Source organism: Sediminibacterium sp. C3 (assembly GCF_000508085.1).
In the GTDB taxonomy this organism is placed as follows: domain Bacteria; phylum Bacteroidota; class Bacteroidia; order Chitinophagales; family Chitinophagaceae; genus Sediminibacterium.
Genome location: NZ_KI669560.1, coordinates 2,169,665 through 2,193,486, shown reverse-complemented (window position 1 = coordinate 2,193,486; position 23,822 = coordinate 2,169,665). Strand labels below are relative to the sequence as shown.

General features: G+C 38.3%; 24 protein-coding genes and 1 pseudogene. 17 read left to right on the top strand and 8 right to left on the bottom strand.

Translation table 11 applies throughout. The features are described 5' to 3' along the window. Nucleotides 1-10: 10 nt before the first annotated feature. Nucleotides 11-1,381: a tetratricopeptide repeat protein gene (locus F777_RS0110220; RefSeq protein ID WP_026751954.1), complete on the bottom strand. Its 1,371-nt coding sequence runs from the start codon at nucleotides 1,379-1,381 to the stop codon at nucleotides 11-13. Further along, nucleotides 1,378-2,181: a ribonuclease Z gene (locus F777_RS16455; RefSeq protein WP_235785933.1), complete on the bottom strand. Its 804-nt coding sequence runs from the start codon at nucleotides 2,179-2,181 to the stop codon at nucleotides 1,378-1,380. The genes F777_RS0110220 and F777_RS16455 overlap by 4 nt, the downstream gene beginning before the upstream one ends. A 330-nt stretch (nucleotides 2,182-2,511) precedes the next feature. On the opposite strand from F777_RS16455, the gene rpsO reads away from it, so the two are divergent. The 6 genes from rpsO (at nucleotide 2,512) to F777_RS17330 (ending at nucleotide 8,270) form a co-directional block, all read left to right on the top strand. Beyond that, nucleotides 2,512-2,784 carry a 30S ribosomal protein S15 gene (rpsO, locus tag F777_RS0110210; protein ID WP_026751953.1) on the top strand — a complete coding sequence of 91 codons (273 nt, stop codon included), beginning with the start codon at nucleotides 2,512-2,514 and terminating at the stop codon, nucleotides 2,782-2,784. Between the two features lie 142 nt (nucleotides 2,785-2,926). Further along, a complete protein-coding gene (gene pnp, locus F777_RS0110205; protein ID WP_026751952.1) occupies nucleotides 2,927-5,083 on the top strand; it encodes a polyribonucleotide nucleotidyltransferase in 2,157 nt (718 codons plus the stop codon). 99 nt (nucleotides 5,084-5,182) lie between these two features. Next, nucleotides 5,183-6,010 (top strand): 50S ribosomal protein L11 methyltransferase, encoded by an 828-nt coding sequence (gene prmA / locus F777_RS0110200; RefSeq protein ID WP_026751951.1) that lies wholly within the window; start codon nucleotides 5,183-5,185, stop codon nucleotides 6,008-6,010. Between the two features lie 73 nt (nucleotides 6,011-6,083). Continuing rightward, complete coding sequence (gene plsY / locus F777_RS0110195) at nucleotides 6,084-6,728, top strand: glycerol-3-phosphate 1-O-acyltransferase PlsY (RefSeq protein WP_026751950.1); 645 nt, start codon at nucleotides 6,084-6,086, stop codon at nucleotides 6,726-6,728. A gap of 22 nt (nucleotides 6,729-6,750) precedes the next feature. Next, a complete protein-coding gene (locus tag F777_RS0110190) occupies nucleotides 6,751-7,560 on the top strand; it encodes a M48 family metallopeptidase (protein ID WP_026751949.1) in 810 nt (269 codons plus the stop codon). Between the two features lie 47 nt (nucleotides 7,561-7,607). Next, nucleotides 7,608-8,270 (top strand): YdeI/OmpD-associated family protein, encoded by a 663-nt coding sequence (locus F777_RS17330; protein ID WP_051408550.1) that lies wholly within the window; start codon nucleotides 7,608-7,610, stop codon nucleotides 8,268-8,270. Between the two features lie 91 nt (nucleotides 8,271-8,361). Here F777_RS17330 and abc-f read toward each other — a convergent pair whose 3' ends face one another. Continuing rightward, nucleotides 8,362-10,302 (bottom strand): ribosomal protection-like ABC-F family protein, encoded by a 1,941-nt coding sequence (gene abc-f, locus F777_RS0110180; RefSeq protein WP_026751948.1) that lies wholly within the window; start codon nucleotides 10,300-10,302, stop codon nucleotides 8,362-8,364. Nucleotides 10,303-10,384: 82 nt separating this feature from the next. Here abc-f and F777_RS17325 point away from each other — a divergent pair, with 82 nt between their 5' ends. Together F777_RS17325 and F777_RS0110170 are read left to right on the top strand one after the other, a co-directional pair. Beyond that, a complete protein-coding gene (locus F777_RS17325; protein WP_026751947.1) occupies nucleotides 10,385-10,957 on the top strand; it encodes a DUF3347 domain-containing protein in 573 nt (190 codons plus the stop codon). A 70-nt stretch (nucleotides 10,958-11,027) separates the two neighbouring features. After that, nucleotides 11,028-13,295 carry a TonB-dependent receptor gene (locus F777_RS0110170; protein WP_026751946.1) on the top strand — a complete coding sequence of 756 codons (2,268 nt, stop codon included), beginning with the start codon at nucleotides 11,028-11,030 and terminating at the stop codon, nucleotides 13,293-13,295. Here F777_RS0110170 and F777_RS0110165 read toward each other — a convergent pair. Continuing rightward, nucleotides 13,292-14,527: a hypothetical protein gene (locus F777_RS0110165; protein ID WP_026751945.1), complete on the bottom strand. Its 1,236-nt coding sequence runs from the start codon at nucleotides 14,525-14,527 to the stop codon at nucleotides 13,292-13,294. The two genes, F777_RS0110170 and F777_RS0110165, sit on opposite strands and share 4 nt — an antisense overlap. 107 nt (nucleotides 14,528-14,634) lie before the next feature. Between F777_RS0110165 and thrS the strand changes: the two genes are divergently transcribed. From thrS to F777_RS0110135, 6 genes are all read left to right on the top strand, one after another. Then, complete coding sequence (thrS, locus tag F777_RS0110160; RefSeq protein ID WP_026751944.1) at nucleotides 14,635-16,572, top strand: threonine--tRNA ligase; 1,938 nt, start codon at nucleotides 14,635-14,637, stop codon at nucleotides 16,570-16,572. A gap of 50 nt (nucleotides 16,573-16,622) precedes the next feature. Continuing rightward, the gene (gene infC / locus F777_RS0110155; protein WP_026751943.1) at nucleotides 16,623-17,189 is read left to right on the top strand and encodes a translation initiation factor IF-3; all 567 of its coding nucleotides are present in this window, start codon (nucleotides 16,623-16,625) and stop codon (nucleotides 17,187-17,189) included. Nucleotides 17,190-17,310: 121 nt separating this feature from the next. Then, the gene (rpmI, locus tag F777_RS0110150) at nucleotides 17,311-17,511 is read left to right on the top strand and encodes a 50S ribosomal protein L35 (RefSeq protein ID WP_026751942.1); all 201 of its coding nucleotides are present in this window, start codon (nucleotides 17,311-17,313) and stop codon (nucleotides 17,509-17,511) included. A gap of 62 nt (nucleotides 17,512-17,573) precedes the next feature. Continuing rightward, nucleotides 17,574-17,918 carry a 50S ribosomal protein L20 gene (gene rplT / locus F777_RS0110145; protein ID WP_026751941.1) on the top strand — a complete coding sequence of 115 codons (345 nt, stop codon included), beginning with the start codon at nucleotides 17,574-17,576 and terminating at the stop codon, nucleotides 17,916-17,918. A 111-nt stretch (nucleotides 17,919-18,029) separates the two neighbouring features. Beyond that, nucleotides 18,030-19,463 carry a type III PLP-dependent enzyme domain-containing protein gene (locus tag F777_RS0110140; RefSeq protein ID WP_026751940.1) on the top strand — a complete coding sequence of 478 codons (1,434 nt, stop codon included), beginning with the start codon at nucleotides 18,030-18,032 and terminating at the stop codon, nucleotides 19,461-19,463. Between the two features lie 41 nt (nucleotides 19,464-19,504). Then, nucleotides 19,505-19,960, top strand: coding sequence for a hypothetical protein (locus tag F777_RS0110135; protein WP_026751939.1), 456 nt, complete (start codon nucleotides 19,505-19,507; stop codon nucleotides 19,958-19,960). 6 nt (nucleotides 19,961-19,966) lie between these two features. On the opposite strand, the gene F777_RS0110130 is transcribed toward F777_RS0110135, so the two are convergent. From F777_RS0110130 to F777_RS0110120, 3 genes are read right to left on the bottom strand one after another with little or no spacing between them, the layout of a single operon-like run. Beyond that, on the bottom strand, nucleotides 19,967-20,599 hold the full coding sequence (locus F777_RS0110130) for a hypothetical protein (protein ID WP_026751938.1): 633 nt from the start codon (nucleotides 20,597-20,599) through the stop codon (nucleotides 19,967-19,969). A 10-nt stretch (nucleotides 20,600-20,609) separates the two neighbouring features. Then, nucleotides 20,610-21,113, bottom strand: coding sequence for an RNA polymerase sigma factor (locus tag F777_RS0110125; RefSeq protein ID WP_026751937.1), 504 nt, complete (start codon nucleotides 21,111-21,113; stop codon nucleotides 20,610-20,612). Nucleotides 21,114-21,117: 4 nt separating this feature from the next. Next, entirely contained in the window at nucleotides 21,118-21,969 is an 852-nt protein-coding gene (locus F777_RS0110120) for a TraB/GumN family protein (protein WP_026751936.1), read from the bottom strand. A 92-nt stretch (nucleotides 21,970-22,061) separates the two neighbouring features. Here F777_RS0110120 and F777_RS0110115 point away from each other — a divergent pair, with 92 nt between their 5' ends. After that, the gene (locus F777_RS0110115) at nucleotides 22,062-22,268 is read left to right on the top strand and encodes a YgaP family membrane protein (protein WP_026751935.1); all 207 of its coding nucleotides are present in this window, start codon (nucleotides 22,062-22,064) and stop codon (nucleotides 22,266-22,268) included. A gap of 78 nt (nucleotides 22,269-22,346) precedes the next feature. Here F777_RS0110115 and F777_RS0110110 read toward each other — a convergent pair whose 3' ends face one another. Then, entirely contained in the window at nucleotides 22,347-22,766 is a 420-nt protein-coding gene (locus F777_RS0110110; RefSeq protein ID WP_026751934.1) for an Hsp20/alpha crystallin family protein, read from the bottom strand. Nucleotides 22,767-22,976: 210 nt separating this feature from the next. Between F777_RS0110110 and F777_RS0110105 the strand changes: the two genes are divergently transcribed. After that, nucleotides 22,977-23,393, top strand: a complete 417-nt coding sequence (locus F777_RS0110105) for a BrxA/BrxB family bacilliredoxin (protein WP_026751933.1) — start codon at nucleotides 22,977-22,979, stop codon at nucleotides 23,391-23,393. A gap of 112 nt (nucleotides 23,394-23,505) precedes the next feature. After that, nucleotides 23,506-23,822 (top strand): annotated as a pseudogene (locus F777_RS18400) (diacylglyceryl transferase); the annotation flags it as partial.

Genomic DNA, 23,822 nt, shown 5'->3' with positions numbered 1-23,822 from the left:
TCTGAAAGTTTTAATTTTGATCCGCAATTTTATATAGATTCCGGTTAATGGCAAGCTGTTGATTGGTAATTGTTAATGATTTAATAGAATCTGATTTGTTCAACAGCGAAATGGTATATTCTTTTTTCTGAGTTTCATATTTGGTTTGTAATTCGTTTACTTCTTTTATGACTTTATTGCCCATAAATTTTTCGTTAATGGCAAGGAACTTTGTTCTATATTCCAGTCCTGACTTATAATTTCCCATCGCTGAATCCAAAGAAGCACGGTGATTATAGATTTCACCAAACGTGTACTCATCAGACTTTGAATCAATGGCTGTTTTCTCAGCTTTTATAAACCATTCCAAAGCTTTCTCATATTGATCCGATAAAAAATGAGAATACGCAATATTCTGTTCAATTAATGCCACCCCTGCAGTGGTTTGATTTATTTTTGCTAGTTCTAGTCCTTTTTGCAATAGAGGAATTGCCGCTTCATAGTTTTTCTGGCGAATATTCATGGCCCCCAGATTATTATATACCACCTGAAGTCCTCGTTTAAAATCTACTTTTATAAAATTTTCAATGCTTTTGTTTAATTCACTCATAGCGGTAGAGTAGTCGTTCATATCCACATAAACATTCGCCAGATTAACATGTGCAATACCTAGATTCCTCCAATCCTTAGACAAGTTGTTCGAAACAATAGCTTTCTGGAAGTATTCAATGGCTTTAGGGTAATTCTTGGTTTGATAAAAAAGTCTGCCAATATTATTCTGCGTTAAACCAATTGTTTTTGTATCATTCAGCTGCTCCTGAATTTCAAGTGATTTAATCAGGTATATCAAAGCCAGCTTTGGTTCGGTTTTCTCCGTTAGCATAGCTCCGGCATTATGGTACAAAGCACTCAGGGATTTTTGGTCATTTAATTGTTTGTAAAGCAGTTCTGCTTTATTATAATGTTCTGTTGCCAAGGAATAATCAGCAGACAAAGTATAAGCCTGACCCAACATAGCATGATTTGCAGCCACTTCAACGGGTCTCTTGATCTGTTGCCAGATCTGATACTCCTGTATTAAATACGGCAAAGCTTTTTGAGGCACTCGCTTAACTATAAAATAATTGGCATTGGCTCTTAGTGCTGCAGCCAAACCAGGTTTATAATTCCATTTAGCGGATAATTGCTGTAACTGCTGTGTGTTTTTAAAAGTACCGGCTGAATCAGTAAAGGATTGGTAAAATGAAAGTTGTGCAAGCTTTGTTAATTGCCCCGTGTCTTTTATAACAGATGGAATAACTGCTTTTAAACTATCGATTTCTTTTTGATATTGGGCATTTGAATCAAATGAAAATAGGGTACAGACTATAAAAAAACAAACAGGGGTTAGTTGCTTTTTCATATTTTAAAAGTTACTCCTTCTATGGCAAGTTGGGTGTTGGGAAATACTTCCAGTGCTTCCTTTAAATAATCGTGCAATTCTTCAAACTTACTACTGAAATGCCCCAACAACAATCCACCTGCATTTGCTTTTAGGGCGATGGTAGCGGCCTGAGAAGTTGTACTGTGAAATCTGGCCGTTGCTCTTTCTTCCATACCATTCAGATAAGTAGCTTCATGGTAAATCATCGTAACATCCTTTGCAATGGTTGCCAAACGCTCATCATATAGCGTATCGGCGCAATAGGCATAACTTCTGGCAGGACTATTCGGAATTGTAACCTGGTCATTGTAAATGACCGATCCATCTTTCGATGTATAATCATATCCTGCTTTTAATGATTGATAATACGCAGAAGGAATATGATGTTGTACTGCTTTTTCCTTATCCACTTTTCTGGGATCCTTTTTTTCTCTGATAAGAAATCCCCAGCAAGGTATTCGATGCTGGGTATGAAAAGTTTCTACGGTGAATTTTGAATCCTCCAGAATCAATCCTTCCTTTTCAAGTGGGTGGAAAATTAATGGAAAGGGCAGGGTTGTGGAAGCCACTTTAAGTTGGAGCTGAATAATTTCTTCTAAGCCAGCCGGTGCAAATAAATGAAGGGGTTGCTCTCTATTTAAAAGAGCCATGCTGCTGATTAATCCAATCAATCCAAAATAATGATCTCCGTGTAAATGAGAGATAAAAATATGATTGAGTTTTTCCCCTCCTGATCTTATATCTTGATAGCTGCATTTGGGTTCCCTCTCCGCAGTCAATTAACAATAATTGGTCGTAAATGGTAACAATTTGAGCACTCGGATGCCTGTCATAGGCGGGTAAGGCAGAATTGTTTCCTAAAATAGTTACTGCGAACATAAACGGGTTAGTAGAGGTAATAAAGTGGGAAGATACACAAATTATTATTTTTTACCCTGCATAACTGCATTAATTTATGACTGTTTGGCGCAAAAGCTCCCGCACCAGTCCCCATCTCCCGAAGGGTTTTAAAAAAAATCATATAATTTGTCTGTTTTCAGGAAAAATGGTACTTTTGCAGCGAAAAAAAAGAAAGAGTCTAATTCCGGAGTCTATTTAAAAATTTAGAGATGCCTTATTTAACTACAGAAAAGAAAGCCAGCATTTTTGCTGAATTTGGTGGAAAAGCTACTAACACAGGTTCTATTGAAGCGCAGATTGCTTTGTTAACAGAGCGTATTTCGCATATTTCAAAGCACTTGCAAGCTAATAAGAACGATCATTCAACTCAGCGTGGTCTGATGATGATGGTAGGTCAGCGTAAGCGTTTATTGTCTTACATGCAGAAGCATAACCTTACAGGATACCGTGAATTAATCGAAAAATTAGGTCTGAGAAAATAATTCTGCAGACATGTTATAAAGCCATTCCCAACTCACAATTTTTTGTAGTTGGGAATAGTTGTTTTATCCTGTATCTTACATTTTACCAATCAAAGAGATGATGGGCACTAATGAATGCCCTATCAACTACATTTTAAAGCGTATGTTATCACAACCAATAAGTGTTCAATTTAACCTGGACGAGAAGCGTCAGGTAACCATTGGAACAGGTAAGCTGGCACGTCAGGCAGACGGAGCAGTAACTGTTCAGCAGGGAGACTGCATTATAATGGCAACCGTTGTTGCCAATAAAGACCCCAAAGAGGGACAGGACTTTTTTCCATTGAGTGTTGATTATCAGGAAAAATTTGCTTCTGCAGGTCGTGTTCCAGGATCTTTTTTCAAAAGAGAAGCCCGTTTAAACGATTATGAAATATTAACGAGCCGTTTAATAGACAGAGCATTAAGACCTTTATTTCCTGAAGATTATTTCTGTGATGTGCAGGTCTTGGTTACTTTAATTTCAAGTGATGCGGAAATCATGCCTGATTCTCTGGCTTGTTTAGCTGCATCAGCAGCCTTGGCTGTTTCCGATATTCCTGTTAAGGAAATCATTTCTGAGGTAAGAATTGCAAAAGTAAACGGTGTAATTGAAGTAAATCCAACCCGTTCAGAACTAACCAATGCGGATTATGAATTTGTGATTGCTGCAACAGAGAAGAATCTGATGATGGTAGAAGGAGAAGCCAAGGAATGTTCTGAAGAAGAATTGGTAAAAGTGCTTGAAATTGCTCATGAAGCCATTCGTGTACAAATCAAGGCTCAGGCCGATTTAAGAGCTAAAAAAGGCGTTACCGGTAAACGCGATTATAAAAAGCCAGAGCAGGATGAGCAAATTAAAGACCTTGTTTACAGCTTTGCCAAAGAGCGTGTGTATCAAATCTCCAGAAACGGATCAGCTAAACATGAACGTACAGATGCTTATGCCGCATTGAAGGATGAAGTAATGGCTTCTTTACCTGAAGATGCAACTGATTTACAAAAGAAATTAGCTAAGAAATACTACGAAGACCTTAAGTGGGAAGTGGTAAGAAATATGATTCTTGAAGATCGTATCCGTTTGGACGGTCGTCAACTGGATCAGGTAAGACCATTGGCAATGGAAGTAGAACCACTACCCACTCCACATGGATCTGCCTTGTTTACCAGAGGTGAAACTCAATCATTGACTACCGTTACCTTCGGTACCAAATTAGATGAGTTGTTGGCTGAAACCGCTGCCAAGTCTGAATACTCCAAGTTTTTCCTACACTATAATTTCCCTCCATTCTCTACTGGTGAAGTGAAAATGATGCGTGGTGTGGGCAGAAGAGAAGTAGGACACGGTAACCTGGCACAACGTTCTTTAAAGCAAATGATGCCGTCTTCATTGGATTTCCCTTATACTGTTCGTATCGTAAGTGATATCCTTGAAAGTAACGGTTCTTCTTCAATGGCAACAGTATGTGCAGGTTCACTGGCATTGATGGATGCGGGAGTTCCTATGCCTAAGCACGTAAGTGGTGTGGCAATGGGATTGATTACCCGTGAAGATGGCAAGTATGCCATTCTAACCGATATTCTGGGTGATGAAGATCATTTAGGAGATATGGACTTCAAAGTAACCGGAACCCGTGATGGCATCTGTGGTGTTCAGATGGATATTAAAGTTGATGGATTAAGCATGGAAGTAATGCGTGAAGCATTGGCCCAAGCCAAGAAAGGTCGTCTGCATATTCTAGATGCCATGTATGAATGTATTCCTGCACACAGACCAGAAGTGAAGCCTCATGCTCCAAGAATGGTCAAGTTAATCATTGATAAGGAATTCATAGGTGCGGTAATTGGACCAGGTGGTAAGGTAATTCAGGAAATCCAGCGTGAAACCGGTGCGACCGTAAATATTGAAGAAGTAGGCAATATGGGTGAAGTAAGTATTTTCTCTGCTTCTAAAGATAGCCTGGATCATGCAGTAAGATGGATCAAAGGTATCACTGCTATTCCTGAAGTAGGTGATGTGTACGAAGGACCTGTGAAAGGAATTAAAGAGTTTGGTGCATTTGTTGAATTCATGCCAGGCAAGCAAGGATTGTTGCATATCAGCGAAATCAGCTGGAGCAGATTGGAGTCAATGGATGGATTGTTCAAGGAAGGTGATATGGTAAAAGTTAAGCTGGTAGGTCTGGATCCAAAGACCGGTAAGTTCAAGTTAAGCCGTAAGGCCCTAATGCCTCGCCCAGAACAGAAACCAAAAGAAAACAATCCGAATAAGGAAGCTTAATCGATTAATTGTTATAATGCAATGGCCCGTAAGGGCCATTGTTGTTTTAATTCGTTCATATTTACTGATAATAAGATTTAAAGGAATAACAAGGAATTTATGACAGACAGCAAGTACATTGAAGTGGTAATTTTACTACAAGGGTTGCAGGAAAATCAATCAGATCTTTACATTGCAGAACTGGCAGGGATGGGTTATGATGGATTTCTGGAGGAGTCGGATTCACTAAAAGCGTATATATCTGCGGACAATTTTGATGAAGAAGCACTGAAAAAATTGGGGGAATTGCATTCATTTGTTTTTTCCATCTCCATCATTGAAAAGCAAAACTGGAATATACTATGGGAATCTAATTTTAGCCCTATGCAGGTAGAGAATTTTGTAGGGGTCAGGGCTGGATTTCATCCGCCGTTTATTGGAGTGGAATACGAATTGGTAATAACGCCTAAAATGAGTTTTGGAACGGGCCATCATGGAACCACTTACTCTGTTATGAAGCTGATGCAGTCGATTGACTTTACTAATAAATCTGTTTTTGATTTTGGAACAGGAACGGGTATTCTGGCCATACTTGCTGAAAAACTAGGAGCAACTGAAATAATGGCAATTGACAATGATCCATGGTGCATAGAAAATACAGAGGAGAATATTCAGGTGAATCAATGTAAACGTATTAAGGTTGAATTGGCCGATCAGTTAAAAACTGATTTACTGTATGATATTGTTATTGCTAATATTAACCGGCATATTTTAGAACAGAATGTAGTAGCATTAAAGTCTATTACAATGAGGGGAGGAACCTTACTCATCAGTGGATTATTATGTTCAGATGAAGAAGATATGGTTAAATTATTTAATGAAAAAGGGTTTCAATATCAGAAAACTGAACAAAAAGACGGTTGGGTGGCCATACAATTTTTAGCCTGATTAGTTCGTTTATGTGTTAAGAAATCATTAACTTAGAAAATTAGATTATCTTTGTTTCCCCAATTATACGTACATGAACGAAGTTTTATTGATTTTGTTGGCTTATTTAATTGGTTCTGTGCCAACAGCCATTTGGATTAGTAAGTATTTTTTCAAAATAGATATCAGGGACTATGGCAGCGGTAATGCAGGTGCCACCAATACTTTTAGGGTTTTAGGTTCCAAATGGGGGACTATTGTAATGGCAGTGGATGTTTTGAAAGGAATCATTGCTACTTCACTTTATATTTTACTGCCTTATTATTTAACGGACGAATGGGATAGAACTAATTTTATGATTGGATTGGGGCTGGCTGCAGTTCTTGGACATATTTTCCCCATCTGGGCTGGTTTCAGAGGCGGAAAGGGGGTGGCTACATTGCTAGGGATGGCTGTTGCCATTCAACCATTGGTAGCTTTGTGCTGTGTTGTGGTATTTTTGATTGTTTTGTATTTAACCAGATTTGTATCCCTTAGTTCTATTTTGGCAGGGGTTTCTTTCATGGTATTTATCTTATTCATTTTCAATGAGAAAGAGACTTTATATAGAATTTTTGCTGTACTGGTAGCATTAATGGTCATACTAACCCACCAGAAAAATATAGGTAGAATATTAAAAGGTACCGAGAGTAAAATTCCCTTATTCAAATCTAGGGATAAGCATCGCGGAGGAAAGTAATTGAGTACTTAAGGAGGAATTCATGAAAAAATATGTTTGGAGCATTGCAGCAATAACAATGTTATTGACTAGCATAACAGGTTGTCAGCGAAATGCGATAACCGGAAGAAAGCAATTGAGTCTGGTGCCTGAATCTGAAGCTCAGTCTTTGGCAGCAACCCAATACAAATCCTTTTTGCAAACCAATAAACTGGTAACCGGAACACCGGATGCGTTGATGGTAAAGCGTGTGGGGGAGAATATCGTTAAGGCTATCAAAAACTATTACGAACAAAAAGGGCTTAGTAAAGAACTAGCGGGATATAGCTGGGAAATTAATCTGGTGAATGATAAGCAAATGAATGCCTGGTGTATGCCTGGTGGCAGAATCGTAGTGTATTCGGGAATATTACCGGTAACCAAGAATGAAGCGGGTTTAGCAGTAGTAATGGGTCATGAAATTGCCCATGCTTTGGCTAGACACGGGAGTGAAAGGATGAGCCAGGGATTATTACAGCAGGGTTTGGGGGCAGGTTTGTCAATTGCTTTGTCCAGTAAACCCCAACTAACACAGGAAATCTTCAATACCTCATATGGTATTGCTTCAGGAACCATCATGCCTGCATTTAGTAGAAGCAATGAGCTGGAAGCTGATCGTTTTGGTCTGATGTTTTCAGCCCTTGCGGGATATGACCCCAGAGAAGCTATAGCTTTTTGGAATAGAATGTCCGCTGCCACGGGTGGTGGAAGTACACCATCCTTGTTAAGTACGCACCCTAGTGACGCTGAAAGGATTGCTGCGCTTGAGAAAATCATGGCAAGTACTGTTCAGAATTACTATAAAAAGTCGTAACATTTTTTTAACTTTGCAATCTTTATTGTAACAAAATTCTTCAAAGCATGTCGAATCAAACGCTACTCGAAAAACTTCAGCTTAAAGACGAGAAGAATCTCTTAATCCAAGGTTTGCCTTCTTCTATCGAAAAGCAGTTTGCGAAGCTCACTTATGCCAAGAATGTTACTCCCTTATTAAAAAGCAAGAAAGTAGATTTTGCATTGGTTTTTGCTTTAAGCGAACAACAATTGAAAAATGTACTAAAAGAAGTTTTACCTGCCTTGCATAATGATAGTAAATTATGGGTAGCTTATCCCAAAAAAACCAGTAAAATAGCTTCTGATTTAAACAGAGACTGCAGTTGGGATTGCTTAACCAAGCAAAACTATGAGTGTGTTCGTCAGGTTGCAATGGACCATGTATGGAGTGCCATGCGTTTTAAAAAGACCGATCAGATACCTAATAAAGACAGGAATTTTTCAGAAGCCAAATTAGCGGTAAACGGAGTTGATTTTGAAAAAAGACTGGTAAAAGCGCCAGTAGAATTAGACCGTTTGTTCACTACCCATGAAGAAGCCAAAGAGTTCTTCACTTCTCTTTCTTTCACCAATCAAAAGGAATATGTTACCTGGATTGAGGGGGCAAAGAAAGAAGAAACCCGTAAAAGAAGACTGGAAACAGCTTTAGAAAAATTACTGGCCGGTAAAAGAAACCCAACAGAAAAATAAGTAAGCCCCACTTATTTATAAAACGATTTTAAACTGAAAGCCTTTCCATTGGAAGGGCTTTCAGTTTTTTATGTGCATTTCTCATTACAAACTAAACTTTGTTTTCCAGCTCCATAACCGTCTCGAACAAAGTTTCGTAGTTCTGATTAAGTTCAGCAATTCTGTTCTTAACAGACTTGTATGCTACTTCCAGTTCTGCAAACTTTGCGGCATTGGTATAAGTGTCCGGATTGGCAAGGTCTAATTCAATTTGTTTCTGTTCTTCCTGTGCTTTGTTTAAATCAGATTCAACCTGAGCCAGCTTTCGCTGATTCTTTTGTAATTCTTTTTGTATTTCCTTGTTAATCGGCTGGGTGGGTTTACTCATCGGTACTTCCACAACTTGCTTAGGAGCTTCTTTTACAGGAGTGGATTGTGCTTTTTTCTGTTTCTCCATTCTTTCGTTCCAATCTACCCATTCCTGGTAAGTTCCTTTGAATTCCTTTATCTGATGATCAACAATTTCCCAGATTTTATTCGCAGTCATCGAAATAAAAAAACGGTCGTGGCTTACCAGAATATAAGAGCCTTCGTACTTGTTCAATGCTTCAGCCAGTAATTCAACTGAATGCATGTCCAGGTGGTTGGTGGGCTCATCCAGAATTAAGAAGTTACCTCTGCTAACAATGGTTTTTGCCAATGCAACCCTTGCTTTTTCGCCTCCGCTCAATACCCTGATTTTTTTATCAACATCGTCTCCGCTAAATAAGAAAGAGCCTAGTAAACTTCTTAGTTCAACATCTGTTTTTTTACTTCCACATTGTTGAAGTTCCTCAAGAATGGTATTCGATAAGGTTAAAGCTTCTAACTGGTGCTGCGCATAAAAACTTTCTTCCACATTATGCCCCCAGATTCTTTCGCCGCTAAACGTTTCTGTGCCAGCAATCATTCGTAGTAGGGTTGATTTACCTTTTCCGTTCGCTCCAATAAGGGCTATCTTGTCACCTCTTTCAATTTCTGCTACACCATGTTCTACGATGGTGAGGTCTCCAAATTTTTTGGTAACATCTTTCAGCGTAACCAGTATTTTACCGGGCACTTTTTCCAATTGAAAATTGATGCGCATATTGGGTCTTTCCAATTGCACGTCTTCAATTTTATCTAGCTTGTCCAAACGCTTTTGCACGCTCTGTGCCTGAGCGGCCTTACTGGCTTTGGCCTTGAAACGTTCTATGAACCTTTCCTGTTGACGAATGTAATCCTGCTGATTCTCAAAAGCCTTTTGCTGCATTTCAATTCTAATGGCTTTCTCTGTTTCGTAAAACTCATAATTGCCAGAATATATATGAAGTTGTTGCTGATACAATTCAACAATCTTATTAACCATCCTGTTTAAGAAGAATTTATCGTGGCTCACTATTACAACGCTTCCTTTATAATGAATAAGGTATTTTTCTAACCATTCAATAGAAGGAAGATCCAGGTGGTTGGTAGGTTCATCCAGCAGTAATACATCTGGTTGTTGAAGAATCATTTTAGCCAGTAAAACACGCATTCTCCATCCTCCGCTGAATTGTTGATAAGGCTTTCCCAAATCTTCATTAGAGAATCCCAAACCATGCAATACTTCTTCTGCTTTGTGATGAATATTGTATCCATCCAACACATCCATTTCGTGTAAACAGTCTGTATACTTTAAAAGCAATGATTCGTCTTCATGATTTTTTTCCAGTTCAATCCCCAGCTGTTCAATTTCTTTTTCCAATTGTCTCACTCTTTCAAATGCCCCCAATGCTACTTCAGTGATAGAGTCGCTGGTGTCGAAACTCAATAAATCCTGGTGCAAATAACCAATGGTGGTTTCCTTACTCTTTTCAACAGTCCCTTTCGAAGGTGTGTATTCTCCCACCAATACTTTCAATAGGGTAGACTTTCCGGTTCCATTGTAACCTACTAATCCAATTCTATCTCCTGGCTGAATATGCCAGGTAGCATCAGAAACAATAGTTCTGGCCCCAAACTCAAATGTTACATTTTGAAATCCAATTAGCATTTACCCTTATTTTGCGTGCAAAGGTAATTGGAATGAGCTCCAAAATGAAATTGCTGTAGATTTGTTTTCTAAAGTCCTCAATATGAAATATTTACTTTCCTTATGGGTTTCCCTTTTGTTTATTGCCTGCGGAGAAACTGAGAAGAATTCCGAAAGTAAGCCGGCTCCTGAACAAACAAATGCTGTATCTATTTATTCAGATACTTTTAATAATTCATTCAAAGCATCATTAACGGCGTATTATGCATTAAAAGATGCGTTCATTGAAGAAAATATCAAAAAAGTTGATACGGCTGCTGTTTTATTATCTAAAACCATTGCGGCCATTCCATTTGATGAAATTGTTGTTGATAGTGTTAAAGCTGCTGCAGGAATATTATCTGAATCCCTGCAGTCGGAATTAATAGGGTTAAAAGGCGAGACTTTACTGGAAGAGAAAAGAAAAGCTTTTCAGTTATTGACAGAGCAAATGACTACACTGATTAAAAAAGTTCAATACAATAAGGAAATCATATACTATCAATTTTGCCCTATGGCTATGGACGATAATGGGGCAGCCTGGTTAAGTGCCAGCAGTGAAATTAGAAATCCATATCTGCCAGCCACCATGCTGGAGTGCGGAGAAGTAAAAGATACCATCAATAAACCCCGTTAATAATAGGTAAAGGGCTTACAGAAGCCAGTTGTTCGCCTGAACTATTGTTCTACCAGTTTGTATTATAGCCATGAGAAAATTCCTGCTCTGTATTTTGTTGGTGTTAGGGTTAGATGCTCGTGCACAGGAAAAATATACCCTGAATGGATATGTAAAAGACAGTCTTTCCGGAGAAACCCTGATTGGGGCTACACTTAGCTTCCGGGAATTGGGTAAATCTGTTACTACCAATAGTTATGGTTTTTATTCCATTACTCTTCCCAAGGGCAGTTATCAACTGGTTATCAATTTCATTGGTTATCAAACCCGGGAAACAAGAGTTCGGCTTACAGAAAACAGGGAATTAAATCTGGTTTTGCAACCCGGAACAGGGGTGGTTTTACAAGATGTTACCGTAACGGCAAGGAAAAGGGATAACAATGTAAAAACGGCACAGATGGGCAAACTGGATTTATCCGTTTCCACTGCCAAAGCTTTGCCAGCTTTTATGGGTGAGGTAGATATTCTGAAAACCTTGCAACTGATGCCTGGTGTTCGAAATGCAGGGGAAGGAAATGCGGGGTTTTATGTAAGAGGAGGAGGACCCGATCAAAATCTGATTTTACTGGACGATGCAGTTGTTTATAATACAGGGCATTTATTCGGATTCTTTTCTGTTTTTAATTCAGACGCTATAAAAAACGTAAGCCTAATCAAAGGGGGGATGCCAGCACAATATGGAGGAAGGCTTTCCTCTGTAGTGGATATTGCCATGAAAGAGGGAAACCAGAACAATACACAGATAGACGCAGGCATTGGGTTAATCGCTTCCCGTTTTTCTATTCAGGGACCCATTAAAAAGAAAAAATCCTCGTATATATTTTCTGCCAGAAGAACTTATGTAGACGCTATAACCAAGCCCCTGATTTCCCGTACAAGTGACTTTTACGGGTCTGGTTATTATTTCTATGATATCAATGCCAAAATGAATTTTCAGCTATCAGAGAAAGACCATTTGTATATCAGTGGGTACTTTGGTAGAGATAAATTTACTTTTAACAATGCTGCCCGATCGTTTAAAACCTTAATTGACTGGGGCAATGCCACTGCAACCGTACGCTGGAATCATGTATTCAATAAAAAATTGTTTTCCAATACAACATTGGTGTACAATGATTACCATTTTAATTTAAATGGGAGTCAGAACGACTTCAATATCAGGCTATCTTCGGGAATCAAGGACCTGACTGCTAAAACAGATTTCGACTGGTATATCAGTCCTTCACACAAGTTAAAATTCGGGGCCCTGTTTACGAGGCATCGATTTCTTCCCAATTTATTGGCAGGTAATCAGGACAGTGTTGTATTTGCTCCCAACAACACACCTCCTAAAATGGCCAATGAAGCTGCATTATATGTTCAGGATGACTGGGATTTAAGTAATCAATTAAAACTCAATATAGGTTTGCGTTATAGTTCATTCGGACCGTACAGCGGAATAGAGCCCAGAGCAACTTTCCGTTATACATTGGATGAAACCAGTTCCATTAAATGGGGGGTAACCAGAAACCTACAATATATTCATTTGGTAACAAATGCCGGTACCACTCTACCTACCGATTTATGGGTGCCGAGTACAACAAGGGTAAAACCACAGTTAAGCTGGCAATATGCAGCGGGGTACTTTAAAAATTTCAACAACGGAATGTTCGAGACTTCTTTTGAATTGTACTATAAAACCATGCAAAACCAAATTGAATACAGGGAAGGCTATACACCATCTTTAAAGGATCCAGAAGAAGAGTTTGTGTTTGGAAAGGGATGGAGCTATGGTGCTGAAATGTTTATTAATAAAGTAAAAGGTAGACTTACGGGTTGGATTGGGTATACATTGGGATGGACCTGGCGAAAATTTCCGGATTTGAATCAGGGATTGAAATATCCCAGCCGATTCGACCGAAGACATGATTTATCGGTTGTGGCCAACTATAATTTAAGTGAAAAATGGAAACTATCCGGGGTATTTGTTTATGGTACAGGAAATGCAGTTTCCGTTCCAGAGAGGTTCTATTTTATTGGAGGTGTGCTGTCGCAGCAATACGGAACCATTAATGGATACAGAATGAATGCCTATCATCGGATGGACATTGCAGCCACCTACACCCCTAAACCCAAAAAACAAAGAAAGTATTCCAGCAACTGGGTATTTAGTTTATACAATATTTACAGCAGGGCTAATCCATATTTCCTGTATTTTGATCAGGAGGGTTCTGCGGCCGATGGAACGTTAAAAGTGTCAGGTAAACAGGTATCTTTATTTCCTGTTTTACCATCTGTTACCTGGAATATTAAACTCTAATTTCTGGGTACAAATTCAATAATTACTTTTGCATTTCGGCTTTCGTTGGAGCTTAGGAAAACCTCGTACCTTTTTTTACCCGCAGTAATAACCATTAAAGCGGTATTGGGTGGAATTTCACCTAGGTTTTCAGCTACTACCACCAGCTCGTGCAACTTGTCTTCAGGGCTGCATTTAATTTTGAGGGAGATAGGATTAAAAGCAAGACGTCCGTGTTTAATGACTAACTTATTATTATGAAAAACACTGATGGTATCGTTGTCGATAGTACCATTGTCAAAAAGGTCTATTTGAATATTTTCTTCTTCAACCTGAATGGTTTTTACCAGTTTATTTTCTCTTTCTACCAGTACTTTTGGCAAAATTGTCTGTTTCTTTTCTCTGGCTTCTGTTTCTGTTTGCTCCCGTTTAACAGTTGATGAGTTGCTTTCCTCTGCTCTTCTTTGAGGCATTGTTTGCATAGCAGGTGGTTCTGCAGGAGTTACAGGTAATGCACTTACCGGCGGTGGGGATTTCTTTAAAGGCGAATTATTTGCATTACCAGGATTATTTAATTTTCCTGAATTAATTGATTTACCTGATCCGGTATTGCCGGAAATTTCAGCGGACTTGCTGCTTGTTTTCGGTAGATTGTTACCAGATGCGCTGCTTTTACCGGTAATCGCATCTTTGGGTTTGTTTAATTTGGGGATTTCTTTCTTTTCCAATTCCTGATTGCCTTTCTTTGATTTGGCAGTAGGACTCTTCTTTAAAAAATCTTCTTTTTCAAAGTCAGAATCGGGTACCCTTTCAAGATACACTTTACCGTTTCCGCAATCGCCTTTGTCTTTTATATTGATAGAAATAAATGTCCCCTGCAAAACTTCCAGTTTACCCATCTTAGAATAATCCAGATAGCAAGTCATTAAACAGGGTTCGCTTTTATCTCCGATTTTTAAATCTACTAATCCAGTCTCTTTTAAAATAATTGTTTTGGACTTTATATTGTAAATGCCCTGAAAAGTTGCTTTCCCATAGAATACCGTGGTTTTGTAAGAGTAGGTTACCCCCTTTATTCCATTATTGGGTTGTTGATCAATTTGTATTTCATACTTGTACATTTCTTCTTGAATGCCTTCCCTGTAAAGGCCGTTGCTTGAGCTGAAATATCCTCTCCAGATGCCAGTTATGGATTGGCCATATGTATTCGGCAAAAAGAATAGACAGGAGACAAATGTAAAAACCAGGCGCATTTTGCAAAAATACAGTCCTCCCCTGATAAAAAACCGTTAAGGTTTTGCATTATACGGCTGGCTAAATGCTACCTTTGCAGTCAGTTTTTTAAAGATTAGAGAAAATTATGATTAGTATTCGTTTTCCGGATGGAGCAAGCAGACAGTACCCAGCAGGTACAACCGCAATGGAAGTGGCTAAATCAATCAGCGAGGGGTTGGCCAGAAAAGTATTAGTGGCCAGGGTGAATAACAAGGTAGTGGATGCAGCCACCACGATAACGGAAGATGCAACAATTCAATTTTTAACCTGGGATGATGCAGATGGAAAGAATACTTTTTGGCATTCCTCTGCTCACTTAATGGCAGAAGCAGTAGAAGCACTTTTCCCTGGCGTAAAGTTCTGGGTTGGGCCGGCTTTGGATAAAGGTTTTTATTATGATATGGATCTGGGCGATAAAAAAATCTCGGAAGATGATTTATTGGCCATTGAGAAGAAAATGAATGAACTGGCAAAAAAGAACAGTCAGTATATCCGAGAACAAAAAGCTAAAGCAGATGCCATTGCTTACTTCAGTGAAAAAGGGGATGAATACAAATTAGATCTACTTTCTAATCTGGTAGACGGCGAAATTAGTTTTTATACGCAAGGTGCTTTCACCGATTTGTGTCGTGGACCTCATATTCCGCATACCGGCTTAATTAAGTCAATCAAATTAACAAGCATTGCGGGTGCCTACTGGAAAGGAGATGAGAAAAACAAAATGCTTACCCGTATTTACGGAGTAACTTTTCCTACTCAAAAAGAGATGGATGAATACCTGCTTATGTTAGAGGAAGCCAAGAAAAGGGATCACCGTAAATTGGGCAGGGAACTCAGTATTTTTACAATGGATGATGATGTAGGCCCGGGACTTCCTTTGTGGATGCCCAATGGGACTATTATCATTGAAGAGCTTGAAAAATTGGCAAAAGAAACTGAAGAGGCTGCTGGTTACAAGCGTGTGGTTACCCCACATATTGCTAAAGAAAGCATGTATTTAACCAGTGGTCACCTTCCTTATTATGCCGACAGTATGTTCCCGCCGATGGAATTGGATGGTACCAAGTACTATCTGAAGGCCATGAACTGTCCGCACCACCACAAAATTTTCGGTGCTGAACCCAAAAGTTATAAGGATCTGCCCTACAGAATTGCCGAATATGGTACCTGTTACCGTTATGAGCAAAGCGGAGAACTATTCGGGTTAATGCGTGTAAGATGCTTGCATATGAATGATGCACATATTTACTGCAACAGAGAACAGTTCGCACAGGAATTCAAGGCAGTGAATGAAATGTATCTTAAGTATTTCAAAATTTTTGGCGTTGACAAATATGTAATGCGTTTAAGTCTTCATGATCCTGCAAAACTGGGTCAGAAGTACGTAAACGAACCAGAGCTTTGGAAAGAGACCGAAGATATGGTGCGAAAAGTGCTGATAGAAACCGGAACCCCATTTGTAGAAGTTCAGGATGAAGCAGCATTTTACGGTCCAAAAATTGATGTACAGATTTGGAGTGCAATTGGAAGAGAATTCACACTGGCTACTAACCAGGTAGACTTTAATTCAGGTAGAAAATTCCAGTTGGAATATACCAACCAGCACAATGAATCAGAAATTCCATTGATTATTCACCGTGCACCGTTGGGAACCCATGAACGTTTCATTGGATTCCTATTAGAGCATTATGCAGGGAAGTTCCCGGTATGGTTGGCGCCGCTTCAAGTGAAAGTGTTGCCTATCAGTGACAAATTCATGGATTACGCACTTGCGGTAAAACAAGAGCTGCGTAAAGCGGGTGTAAGAGTTGAAGTAGACGACAGAAGTGAAAAAATTGGTAAAAAGATCCGTGATACTGAGCTGATGAAAGTGCCTTATATGCTGGTTATTGGTGAAAAAGAAATGAATGAGCAGCAGTTATCGGTAAGAAGACAGGGGAAGGGAGACATGGGAACCGTTTCGCTCCAGTCTTTCATTGAAAACATTAAAGAAGAAATACATCAGCGTAAATCGGGCGAATAGTTCATAATATCGTATATCTTTACCTAAAATTTTAAACCAAACAAGTTTTAATGGCATTACCACCCAAAGGAAGATTCAATCCTAGGTTCAACAGGCAACCAGAGCCTGAGCATCGCATCAACGAAAGAATTCGTGCACAACAAATCAGATTGGTAGGAGACAACGTTACCGTTGGAATTTACTCTGTTCAGGAAGCATTGAAAATTGCCCAGGAGCAGGAACTGGATCTGGTAGAAATTTCCCCTACTGCAGATCCTCCCGTTTGTAAAATTATAGACTACAAGAAATTCTTATACGAGAAGAAGAAAAAGGAGAAGGAAATGAAAGCCAACTCCAAACAGAGTGAAATCAAAGAAATCCGTTTTACCCCAAGTACGGATGACCATGATTTCAACTTTAAAGCCAAACATGCAGAAGGTTTTCTGAAAGACGGCAATAAAGTAAAAGCCTATGTACAGTTTAAGGGTAGAGCTATTATGTTCCAGGACCGTGGCCAGTTATTGCTGTTGAAATTTGCAGAAAGACTGGCAGAAGTTGGGGCATTGGAAAGTATGCCCAAACTGGAAGGAAAGCGCATGTTTGCCATTTTTACCCCTAAAACAGGTAAAAAGAAGTAATATTTTGGTGTTTTCATGCAAAAATGATACTTTTGCAATCCAAAATTTTCCCGTAAGGCCAAAACAAGTTTCCACCCGGTGGTGGAACGCCAGCAGGGAGTAATCTTTTAGAGATTATTATATGCCAAAAGTTAAAACAAACTCCAGCGCTAAGAAGCGTTTTAAAGTGACCGGTACCGGAGAAATCAGTTTCCAGAAGGCGTTCAAGCGTCACATCCTAACCAAAAAGTCTAAAAAGCGTAAGCGCGCATTAAGACAAAAAGGTATTGTTGGATCTACCAACAAGGATTTCGTTTTACGTTTATTACGCTTGAAAGGCTAATCAGCCCCGCTTAACAAAACCGATTATTAACCGTTAGCTCCGCTAACTTCAAAACATTTAGTATGCCACGTTCAAAAAATGCAGTTGCATCAAGAGCAAGGAGAAAGAAAATTCTTGACCAAGCCAAAGGATATTACGGTAAACGTAAAAACGTTTATACCGTTGCCAAAAATATTGTAGAAAAAGGTCTTACTTACAGCTATGTAGGTCGTAAGTTGAAAAAGCGTGAATACCGCCAGTTGTGGATTGCACGTATCAATGCGGCTGTAAGAGAAGAAGGAATGACTTACAGTCAGTTCATCAATAAGTTGTCTGTTAAGGGCATCGATTTGAACCGTAAAGTATTGGCTGATTTAGCTATGAACGAACCAGCTTCTTTTAAAGCTTTGATTGCTTCAGTTAAATAATAGAGCAAATAAAAAGATTAAAGCCGGTTGCAACTGCATCCGGCTTTTTTTATTTTCAATCTCCGCAACAAGGACTATTTTTACATTCTCATTTAAAGGAAATTACGGCTGATGAACAATACCTATACGTCTCTGGTTAACCAGACATTCCACTTCCCCCAAGATGGCTTTGAAGTAAGTGACAATGGTTATTTAGAATTCAATGGAGTAGATATCAAGAAATTGATTGATAAACACGGAACACCGTTGAAACTAACGTATTTGCCTAAAATAGGTATGCAAATTAATAAGGCAAAAAATATGTTTGCCAATGCTTTTAAAAAGCACAAATATGAGGGGCAATATTTTTATTGTTACTGTACCAAGAGTTCGCATTTTTCCTTTATTGTAGAAGAAGCACTTAAGCATAATATTCACCTGGAAACTTCCTATGCTTACGATATTGAAATTATCAACCGCTTATATCAGCGCAGAAAGATTAATAAGGAAACCTTTATTATTTGCAATGGGTATAAGCAAAAACAATATACTTCCCGGATTGCTAAACTAATTAATTCCGGTTTTAAAAATGTAGTTCCAATATTGGATAATAAAGAGGAGCTACAGGCTTATAAACGAAGTGTCAAAAGCAGTACACCATTTTCTTTAGGAATCAGAGTAGCTGCTGAAGAGGAGCCCAATTTTCCTTTTTATACATCCCGCCTGGGAATCAGGGCAAAAGATATTCTTGAATTTTATGTAGATGAAATTGAAGGATACGAAGACAAGTTTCAGTTGAAAATGCTTCATATCTTTTTAAATAAGGGCATTAAGGATGATATCTATTACTGGAGTGAGTTGAATAAAATCATCAATCTTTATTGTCAGTTAAAAAAGATTTGTCCTGAGTTGGATTCAATTAATATTGGTGGAGGTTTCCCAATTAAACACTCACTTGGGTTTGAATACGATTATCAATTCATGATCAATGAGATTGTTGGCAATATTAAAAAAGCCTGCAAAAAGGCCAAAGTGCCAATGCCAAATTTATATACAGAGTTTGGTAGTTATACAGTAGGAGAGAGCATGGCTCATATTTATAGTGTAATTGGTCAGAAAATTCAGAACGACCGGGAATGCTGGTACATGATCGACTCGTCCTTTATTACTACTTTGCCCGATACGTGGGGAATTGGAGAGAAATTCCTCATGTTGCCTGTAAATAAATGGGACAATGAATATCATCGTGTTGTATTAGGAGGTATCACTTGTGACAGTCATGACTATTACGATTCAGAAGAACATATTAATGAAGTGTTTCTTCCAAAGCTGACCACTACAGACAAGAAAGAAGAAGAATCCAACAAAGAACCTTTATATGTAGGATTTTTCCATACTGGGGCTTATCAGGATCAAATTAGTGGCTATGGTGGAATCAAGCATTGCCTTATTCCATCTCCTAAGCATGTAATTGTGGAATATGACAAAAATGGAAAGCTGATTGATTGGGTGTATGCAAAAGAACAGACAGCGCAAAGCATGTTAAAAATTCTTGGGTACCTTTAGAAAGCATTTATTCTATTCTTTTTTGGCTTTAAAACAGTGATATGAAAAAATACTTCTTATTTATCGTGATGGCAGCAGCGTCATTAAATACCAATGCGCAATCTGCTGAGGATTCCGTTAAGGCTACGATCCGCAAAATGTTTTTTGCCATGATTGAGTCAGACGGTGCTATGTTGCAGGACTGTTTTACCGATAATGCAATTATGCAAACCATTACTACCAATAAAGAAGGCAAGCTGATCGTAAGAACAGATTCAGTAACTGGATTCATTAAGCAGGTCGCTAATATGCCAAAAGGATTAGCAGATGAAAGAATTGTTTTTGAAATGGTAAAAATTGATGGCCCTCTTGCAACGGTATGGACGCCTTATAAATTTTACCGAAGAGCAGATTTTAGTCATTGCGGGGTAAACTCATTTCAACTGGTGCGCACTACTGACAAATGGAGAATCCAGTACATTATTGATACACGCAGAAAAACTGGCTGTGTAGAATAGTTTCCTTTACTCTTTTAATTCCGCCAACAGCTGTTGCAGTTGATTTATATAATTGCCGTATAGCTTTTTAATATACCATTTGGTAAAATAAACCAATGCAATCAGGGTAACAGCTATATAAGCAATGATGATACCCGAATAGAAATGTGTTAATCCCTTTAACTTCAGGAACATTTGCTCCAATCCTTCAATGGGCTCTTTTTGTTGGTATCCAAGTGCCATTGCCAGAAAAAAACAAACAGGAAGTAATGCCATATTGAATTGGAAATAGCGCTTGGCAAAAAGACTAAGCAAGTCAATTAGCTCTTTCAGATTGTTTTTAACTGGCAGCACCAGATTTTCAAAAGCAACAATTTTTTTAAATAAATACCATAGCACCCATATGAAAGGAATAAAAATTACTCCAAAAACACCAAAATATACACGAATGGCTGTTTCGTGGTAAATAATTGAAATAGATGCAAAAGCAATAATGCCAATAATGCAACAGGCTATTTCAAAGAGGATACTTTTCTTTATTTTACACAATAAGGAACAGGCTTTGCCCTTCAACAATTCTGCCAGTTTGTTTTCAGGTTTATTTGAGAAACCACTGAGCAGCTGCTGATTCAATTGTCCTTTCAGTTCATCTAGTTCCATGATTTTTCATTTAAGCGGTTTCAATTTTTTTTAATGTAGCTTCTCTTAGTTTGCCTTTGATTCTATTCATCTTAACAGCAATATTGTTTGCAGTGATTCCAATAATATCGCTTATTTCTGCGTAACTGTAATCTTCCAGGTAGAGCATCACAATGGCTTTGTCAATTTTGGATAGTTCTCCAATGGCCAGGTACATGGCCCTTGTTTGTTCCTCAATATGTTCTTTATCAGAATAAACCTGTTTATCGGGTATTTCTGAAACGGAATCAATAAATGATTGCTGCTTTTCTTTTCTGAAAAAAGTGATAGCTGTATTTAAGGCCACACGATACAACCAGGTTGAGAATTTTGAATCCCCTCTGAATTTATGATATGCTTTCCATGCTTGTAAGGTTACTTCCTGAAACAAGTCTTCCTTATCTTCCGGGAACTGCATGTATAAATTGCACACTTTGTGTATGATTTTCTGATGTTCATTTAATTGATGCAGGAATTCCTTTTCTGATTCGCTCATGAGATCAAAGTGCTAGTGGTTTAAGTTGGTATCCTTTGTCTCTAAGCAAGGACAATACGCCTTCTTGCCCACCCAGATGTCCGGCTCCTACAGCAAAAAAAGCAGGGGCGTCATGAATGGCAGCTATCATTTTTGGAATCCAGTTCCTGTTTCTCCTGATAAGCATATGTTGCTCAAAATCATTCGACATGGATTGATTTTTCATGTAAGCATAAATGCTGTCGGTATGATTCAATTGGTAAACCCTAACGAGTTCTCTCATTTCTTTTTTTGAAAAATCAAACTCCAGTACCATTTTTTTAAACGCATGGAGTTGACTGTCTAAGGGCTGTGCGTTAATAGCGGCTACCTGATCCGCAACAGTTTCCAATCCCTCAATACCTATTTTTGCATTTTTAGCTATTCCGGATAAAATAGTTTCCGTTTGAATCTTGTCCGGACAATCCAGGGTTTGCAAAGTAAGCATGCTGGTGCTTACAAATGGTTTGAATTGCTTAAACATATTCAACGAAATGCCGGTAATTTTCTGAAATGCCTGATCTACCTGTTGAAAATCAGCTCCCAGTTCCTTGTCCAGTGTAGTTTCAGTTAGCTTCATTTGCATCATGAGTTCCTGTTGTATTCCTGGCTTTGTAATATCTACTTCAAGATACAATTTCCTGGTGCCGAGCAGTTTTTGTTTGATGACTTCACTTATGGTATAGTCATTGGCACAAAGCATATGAAATGTGCCGTATAGATAAGAGGGTCTTGCAAGTCCATTCCCGCTGATTTCCCATAATAAACTGCTGCCCGAAGACTGTGCGGCAGCATTCATGCTGAACAATCCAATCAAAATCCCAATCATCCATTTCATTGAGCAAAAATTTAAATATGAGACAGCAAAAACTTACAAATATTACAGTGCTAAATTTAAAATTATATGTAAATTCAATAAAAACATAGTATATGAAAAAGAATATGGGTTCTGCTGATAAAACAATTCGCATCCTTATTGCGGCAATAGTTGCAGGATTGTATTATAAAGATATTATTTCAGGCACACTGGGAATTGTTTTATTGGTGCTGGCAGGTGTATTTGTATTGACCAGTCTGATTAGTTTCTGTCCGCTTTACACTTTGTTTGGCATCAATACCTGTCCTAAGGAATCTTAGTTGTAGAATATTGTTATGTAATAAAAAAGGCTCCGATTGTTGTTTCGGAGCCTTTTCGATATTGGATATTATCTAAGCTTAATTAATTGAAATTAAGCGTGGAGAATTTTTTACTTCTTCTTTTTTTGGAAGTAATAGTTTTAAAACACCATTTTCATAACTGGCCTGAATGGCTTCCGTATTTATTTTATCATCTACTGAAAAACTTCTTTTAAAGCTCTTGTAAATGAACTCTCTGCGAATGGTTTTGTAGTTTTTTTCTTCCAACTCATCTTTCTTTTCGTAAGTAATGGTTAATAATCCTTTATCCACCTGGATGGAAAAGTCTTCCTTGTTTCTACCGGGCGCATTTAATTCCAGGTGAAATGCATCGTCGGTTTCATGAATATTTACTGCCGCAACCGGATATCCGTTGTTTACCGGATTTGCGAAACCAGAAGGAAAGGAATTGAATAATTCATCAAATAAACGGGTGTTGGTTTGTTTTAAAATTGCCATAATTATAATTTTTTAATGGTTTACGAATTTTCTGTTATACCATCAAAGCTTATTCCACCCCGGAAAATCCAACAATTTGGCACCAATTAAGATACGTTAAATGCCATAAAGACGTAAATATAATTTTAACATGACATTATGGCTGTAATTTTGATTTCTCATTGGTATATTTAATGCTTTGTCGTAGATTTGACATCCAAAATTGAAATTATGTATCCAGCAGAAATAGTATTGCCAATGAAGGCAGAATTAACAGATGAAGGGTTTGGTGAATTACTAACTGCATCAGAAGTAGACCAAACCTTACAACAGGAAGGGACTACTTTGGTAGTAATTAATTCTGTTTGTGGTTGTGCAGCAGGTGCTTGCAGACCAGGTGTTTTAATGGCTGTTCAAAATGCAACCAAACGCCCGGATCGTTTAATGACCAGCTTCGCAGGTTTTGATGTGGAAGCCGTAAATAAAATTCGTGAGCATTTATTGCCACATCCTCCTTCTTCACCAGCTATCGCCTTATTTAAGAATGGAGAGTTGGTGACCATGGTTGAAAGACACCAGATTGAAGGAAGACCAGCGCAAGCCATTGCTCAACATTTAATTGCTGCATTTGATGCACATTGCAATTAATTTCGTAATTTGTTTTTAGATGGGTTAGTAAGTATGGGCCTCACTTTTGTGAGGCCTTGCTTTTTTTGCTAATTTCTGATTAACATTGCACTACATCTTATAGCACTGCACTATGTATCCCAATTTATACTACGCATTCAAGGATTTATTTGGTATTGAAATCAATGGTCTTAAACTCATCAATAGTTTCGGTTTTTTTGTTGCGCTTTCGTTTATTTTCTCAGCCTGGATTCTATCCATGGAGTTGAGGAGAAAACAACAACAGGGATTATTCCAGTTTACAGAAGAGAAAATAAAAATTGGAGAACCGGTCAGCCTAACTGAATTAATTACCAATGGTATCATGGGTTTTTTATTCGGGTATAAAATCATTGGTGCTTTCACTATTAAAGATGCTTTGCTCGATCCTCAGGCTTTTATTTATCGGGG